This window comes from Streptomyces cahuitamycinicus, assembly GCF_002891435.1.
GTDB classification, from domain to species: domain Bacteria; phylum Actinomycetota; class Actinomycetes; order Streptomycetales; family Streptomycetaceae; genus Streptomyces; species Streptomyces cahuitamycinicus.
Genome location: NZ_POUC01000448.1, coordinates 1 through 6,297, shown reverse-complemented (window position 1 = coordinate 6,297; position 6,297 = coordinate 1). Strand labels below are relative to the sequence as shown.

At 71.9% G+C, this 6,297-nt stretch carries 2 protein-coding genes; one reads left to right on the top strand and one right to left on the bottom strand.

The features are described 5' to 3' along the window. Window positions 1-3,902: type VII secretion protein EccCa (eccCa, locus tag C1J00_RS36300; protein ID WP_180989824.1), on the bottom strand; the 3,902-nt coding region annotated here is incomplete at its 3' end. Between the two features lie 324 nt (window positions 3,903-4,226). Here eccCa and eccD point away from each other — a divergent pair. After that, window positions 4,227-5,738, top strand: a complete 1,512-nt coding sequence (gene eccD / locus C1J00_RS36295) for a type VII secretion integral membrane protein EccD (protein ID WP_245936640.1) — start codon at window positions 4,227-4,229, stop codon at window positions 5,736-5,738. Window positions 5,739-6,297: the final 559 nt, after the last annotated feature.

The following is a 6,297-nucleotide window of genomic DNA, read 5'->3' as shown; positions in this document are numbered from 1 at the left end:
GGCCGCGGCCGGACCCCGCCGAGCAGGTCCCCCTCGCCCGGGTCGCCGGCCAGTACCACGCCCTGCGCGCCCAGTTCCTTCACGCGCTGCATGAACGCCTCGTAAGCCGCCCGCCCCGCACCCGCCGTCGACCGCGCGATGATGAACCGCACCCCCACATCCCGCGCGAACGGCAACAGCTCCGTCAATCCAGCCAGCGGATTCCCGCTCGACGTGGCCACGAGGTCGTAGTCGTCGATGACGACGTACACCGTGGGTCCGCGCCACCAGCTCCGGTCCCGCAGCTGCTGGGCGGTGACGTCGGCTGTCGGTGTGCGGCGCTTCATCAGGTCGGCCAGGGCGGCCATGTGGTGGTCCATGGAGTTGGACATGGGGATGTATTCGGCGAGGTGCGACGACGGCGTCGCGTCCAGCAGTGAGCGCCGGTTGTCGATGACGAACAGCTTGGCCTCGTCGCCGGAGTACCGCTGCGTCAGCTGCTGGATCAGCAGCCGCAGCAGGTTCGACTTGCCCGACTCGCTCTCGCCGAAGACGAGGAAGAACGGGTCCTGCTCGAAGTCCACGAAGACCGGTTCGAGGTTGTCCTCGTCGAGGGCGAAGGCGACGCCGCGGCGTGGGAAGCGATCGCCCGGAGGGAGCTGGTCGGCCGGGAACTCGCGCGGCAGCAGACGGACTTCGGGGGCGCCGGGGGCCTGCCAGTGCCGGGAGACCTCGGTTGCGAGGGCGGCCGTGGCGTCCGCCAGGTCGGTGTCGGAGGTGAGACCGTCTATGCGCGGCACCGCCGCCATGAAGTGCAGCTTCTGCGGCGCCTGGCCGCGGCCGGGCACCCCCGCCGGGACGTTCGCGGCCACCTTGCGGTCCAGTTCGGAGTCCATCGTGTCGCCGAGCCGCAGCTCCAGGCGGTTCATGAGGTGGTCCTTGAGGTTGGCCCTGACCTCCATCGAGCGTGAGGCCGTAAGGATCAGGTGGACGCCGTAGCCGAGACCGCGCGCCGCGATGTCGTGGATCACCTGGTCCATCGCCTCGTAGTCGGCCCGGAAGTTGCCCCAGCCGTCGATGACCAGGAACACGTCGCCCCAGGGCTGGTCCGTGACCGGGATCTCGCCCCGGGCCCGCCTGGCCCGGAAGTCCGCGATCGAGGCGATGCCCGCGGAGCGGAAGTACTCCTCGCGACGGTTCAGCACGCCGTACACCTCGGCCACCGTGCGCCGCACCCGCTCCGGATCCAGGCGTGAGGCGACGCCGCCCACGTGCGGCAGGCCGGCCACCGCCGCCATGCCGCCGCCGCCGAAGTCGAGGCCGTAGAACTGCACTTCGTACGGCGTGTGCGTGAGCGCGAACGCCGAGATCAGGGTGCGCAGCAGCGTCGACTTGCCGGACTGCGGACCGCCGATGATCTGCATGTGGCCGGCCGCGCCGGAGAAGTCCACCCAGAGCGGGTCGCGGCGCTGCTCGTAGGGCTTGTCCACCAGGCCCGCCGGTACGACCAGGCGGCCGGCGCCCTCGTAGCCCGGTTGCGTGAGGCCGCGGCCCTGTACCGCCGTGAGGCCGGGCAGGAGTGCGTCGAGCGGCGGCGGACTGTCCAGCGGCGGCAGCCACACCTGGTGTGCGGCCGGGCCCTGGGCCTCCAGCCGGCGCACGATCACGTCGAGCACGGTGTCGGCGAGCGCGTCGTCGACCTCCGGACCGCCCGACTCCGGACCGTCCGAAGCCGAAGGGCGCTGCTGTGGCACGGCCATGTACTGCACCGGCACCTCGGCCGCCGTGAACAGCACGGGCCGCCGGTTCATCGGCAGCGGACCGCCGCTCAGAGCGGTGCGCTGCGTGCCCGAGCGGTACACGCCGGAGACGTAGGCGGCCTTGAAGCGCACCATCTCGTCCGTACCGAACTTCAGAAGGCCGGAGCCGGGGACGTTCGGCAGCTCGTAGGCGTCCGGTACGCCGATCGCGGCGCGGGACTCGGCGGCGGAGAAGGTGCGCAGACCGACTCGGTACGACAGGTAGGTCTCCAGACCGCGTAGCCGGCCTTCCTCCAGGCGCTGCGACGCCAGCAGCAGATGCACACCGAGAGATCGGCCGATGCGGCCGATCTGCACGAACATCTCGATGAAGTCGGGCTTCGCCGTCAGCAGCTCACTGAACTCGTCGATGACCAGTACCAGTGAGGGAATGGGCCGCAGGGCGGCACCGGCCGCGCGGGCCTTCTCGTAGTCGTGGATGTTGGCGTAGTTGCCCGCGTCGCGCAGCATCTCCTGGCGGCGGTTGAGCTCGCCGCGGATGGAGTCGCCCATGCGGTCGACGAGGGTGAGGTCGTCGGCGAGGTTGGTGATGACGGCCGCGACGTGCGGCATCTGCGCCATGCCGGCGAAGGTCGCGCCGCCCTTGAAGTCCGCGAGGACGAAGTTCAGCGTCTCCGACGAATGGGTGACCGCGAGGCCCAGCACCAGGGTGCGCAGCAGTTCCGACTTGCCGGAGCCGGTGGCGCCGACGCACAGGCCGTGCGGGCCCATGCCCTCCTGCGCGGCCTCCTTGAGGTCCAGCATCACGGGGCGTCCGTCCTCGCCGACACCGATCGGCACCCGCAGCCGCTCCGCCAGCGACCGCGGCCGCCAGGTGCGCTGGGGGTCGACGGACGCCGCGTCACCGAGGTTCAGCAGATCGGTGAACTCCAGGTTGGCGAGCAGGGGTTCGTCGTCGTCACCGCCCGAGGCCATCCGCAGCGGGGCCAGCTGCCGGGCGAGGGCTTCGGCGGACTCGTAGGAGAGGACGTCGGGGGTGCCTTCGTAGACGACACCGTGTCCCGACTCCAGGTGCAGCGCGTCGGGCCGTACGACGATGGAGAGCTCGCCGCCGCCCGTGATGAGCTCGCCGGGGACCACCTCGAGGACGGTGACGCCCTGGAGCCCTTCGGGATTGGCCAGGACCGAGTCCGGCGGCAGGGTGAGGCCGTCGAGTACGACGACGATATGGGGCTCCTCCGGCAGGGGCGCCGCGTTCGGGTGGAAGCGCGGGCGGCCGGTCAGCCGGGTGGCCAGGAGGTTCTCGAGTTCGCGGCTGTCGCTGTCGATCAGCCTGCGGCTGCCCGCTCCGTCCACGGCGCCGGGCGCCTGGACGTGCGGCAGCCACTTGGCCCACTCCCAGTGGGGCAGGGCCTCACGTCCCGCCGCCACCACGATGAGCAGGTCCTCCGGGGAGTGCAGCGCGGCCAGCGAGCCGGTGACGGCCCGGGCGGAGGACCGTACGGACTGCGCATCGCCGCTGATCGTGACGTGGTAGAACGCCCGCAACGAGACCGCCATCGGCAGGTCGTCCAGGGAGCCGTGGACGGCGAGGAAGCGCTGCATCGCACCCGCGGTCAGCGGTTCCAACTGCTCCACGGGGGCGGTTTCGGGGGCGACGAGGGGCCTGGCGAGGGACTGCGCGCCGAGGCCGACGCGGACCTGGGCGAAGTCCTCGTCGCCGGAGCGTCGTTCCCACACCCGGCTGCCCTCGGCGACCAGGGCCCACAGCTGTTCGGGGGAGGGGTGGAGGAAGTACTGCGCGTCCCGCTGTGCCTTCGCCGTGCCGACGGCCGTGCGCCTGGTCTGCGCCAGATGGCTCAGGTAGTCGCGGCGCATGTCCGCCAGCTCCCCCTGGGAGCCGCGGCGGAAGCGGATCACCATCGCGACGGACATGGCGATGGTCGAGGCGATCATGACCATGCCCATGATCCTCATGAACGGCTGCCCGCTCGTGAAGAAGAAGACCACCGAGCCACCCATGCCCAACGTCGGCAGGAGTTGCATCAGCACGCTCTCCCGATGGCCCCGCGGAAGTTCCGGTGGAGGCTGCAGGATGATGTCCTGCGTGGACACTTCGGACGGCAGCACCCGAGGCGGGCGCTTCACGACGATGTGGCTCACTGGCATCCATTCCCTCGACCAGCCCGAGAGTCCGTCCGCCGCCCCGTGTCAGGCGGACGCAGGCCGCCGCGCGATCCTACTGACTCCCCTGGACGCAAGGGGCGATAGGGTGCCGTAAGTTCGCGTCGGCACACGCGAGTTGAGCCGGAATAAACGGGGCATTGCGGCAGATCCCGCCGACTGCCGGAAGCCCGGCGACGGCACGAAGGGCTGTTCCCGCGACCTCGTCGCACGATCGGTCGCGCGATCGGTCACCGGGGACGGGAAACCGTCGCAGGGCTTCCGTACCGAAGGTAAAGATTCATCACTGAGGGGGAGCAGCAGGTGAGCATGACGGCCTCCGCGGCAGCCACCGGAAGGGGACCCGGTACGGGAACTCCCGCCGGGGCGGGCACGGGTCTCGGTTTCTGCCGCGTCACCATCGTCGCGCCCGACAGCCGGATCGACGTGGCGCTGCCCGACGACATCCCGGTCGCCGACCTCTATCCGGAGATCCTCACCCTCACCCGGCAAAGCCCCGCCGAGGGCGCGCCCGTCGGCTACCACCTGGTCCGCCGCAACGGCACTGTCCTCGACAGTGCCCGTTCCTTCGCCGCCCAGCGCATCCTCGACGGTGAACTCCTCGCGCTGCGCCCGTTCTCCGAGTCGCTGCCGCCCGCCGTCTTCGACGACGTCTCCGAGGCGGTCGCCTCCGCCGTGACCAGCGAGCGCACCCTGTGGAGCGGCGACCTGACACGCGCGGCGGGTCTCGTCGGGGGAGGCGTACTGCCGTTCCTGCTGGCCTTCGTCGCCTGGATGGGCGACCCGCGGCACGACATGAACAGCCTGCCCGGCGTTCTCGCCGGCGTCGCGGGTGTCCTCCTGGTCGTCCTGGCCTGCGTGCGTGCCCGGGTCTACGACGACCGGGCCTCGGCCATCGCCCTGGGGCTCGGCGCCCTCCCCAACGTCGGCGTGGCCGGCTCGGGTCTCCTGCCGCTCGCCGACGGACAGGGCATCGGCAGGCTCCAGTTCCTCCTCGCCTGCGCGGCGGTGCTGCTGGCCTCGGTCCTGCTCACCCTGTGTTCGCCGAGTGGGGACGGCCCGTTCGTCGGCTTCGTCGTCGCCTCCGCCATCGGCCTGCTCGCCGTGTTCGCGGCGATCCTCGCCGACTGGACGCCCTCCGAGATCGCCGCCCTGTGTGCCCCGATCGCCGTCGGAGGCCTGGCCTTCCTGCCGGGGCTGTCGATGCGCTTCGCCCGGCTCCCGATCGGCTTCGACACCCCGAACACGGCCCCGCGCAGCGCGTACGACACGGACCCCGCCCCCCAGGAGCCGGTCGACGCCGAGCGGGTCGCCGCCCAGGCGCGGCGTGGACACGAACTCCTGGTCGGTCTGGTGGGCGGCTGCGCGCTGCTCGCCGTCGGTTCCTCGGCGGTCCTCGGGTTCTCCGAGAACGTCTGGGCCCAGCTCCTGGCCTTGGCGACCGGCCTGGCCATGCTGATGCGGGCCCATCTCTTCCGGTACACCGGCCAGGTGGCCCCCGTCCTGGCCGCCGGTCTCGCATCCCTCGTACTGCTCGGCCTGGGGCTGGCACTCAATCCGCCGCACTCGATCGTCCGCGAGGCCCTCACGGGCGACCGCAGTGACCTCGACCTCCGGACCATCTGGCTCGTCGCGGCGATCGCGGCGGCGGCCACGCTCGTCACGGCGATCGGTTTGATCGTCTCGCGCGGCGGCCTCACCCCGTTCTGGGGACGCTTCCTGGAGATCGCCGAGGGCTTCGTGCTGCTGACCCTGCTGCCGCTGACCCTGGCGGTGTTCGACGTGTACTCGGCAGTCCGCTCGATGACCAGCTGAGCCCCGGCCCGGGTCCCTCCGGGCTCACGCGGCCCGGGTCCCTCCGTGCGCACCGGTCCCTCCGTGTCACGCGGCCCGGGTCCCTCCGTGCGCACCGGTCCCTCCGTGTCACGCGGCCCGGGTCTCTCCGTGCGCACCGGTCCCTCCGTGTCACGCGGCCCGGGTCCCTCCGTGCGCACCCGGTCCTTCCGTGTCACGCGGCCCGGTTCAGCCGTGCTCACCCGGCCCCTCCGTGCTCACCCGCTTCATCCGGGCGGCGGATCCACCACACCCACGGGAAGCGTCGAACGACGCAGCGGGGCGCCGGTCCGCCGGCCGGCGGGGTAGCGGTGGCCGCAGGGCCACCGCGCGACCCGTTTCCCGCTCTCTCGGACACGCCGCCCACCGCCACGAGGCAGCGCCGCACAGGAGCTCGCCGGCTCGATCACCGGGGCGTCCGGAGTGCCCGCCGGCTCGATCACCGGGCCGTCGGGGAGTCCCCGCCGGCTCGATCACCAGGCCGTCGGGGAGTGCCCGACGCCCCGGTAAGCACTCCCGTGCCCGCCGTCACTCCCCGCCG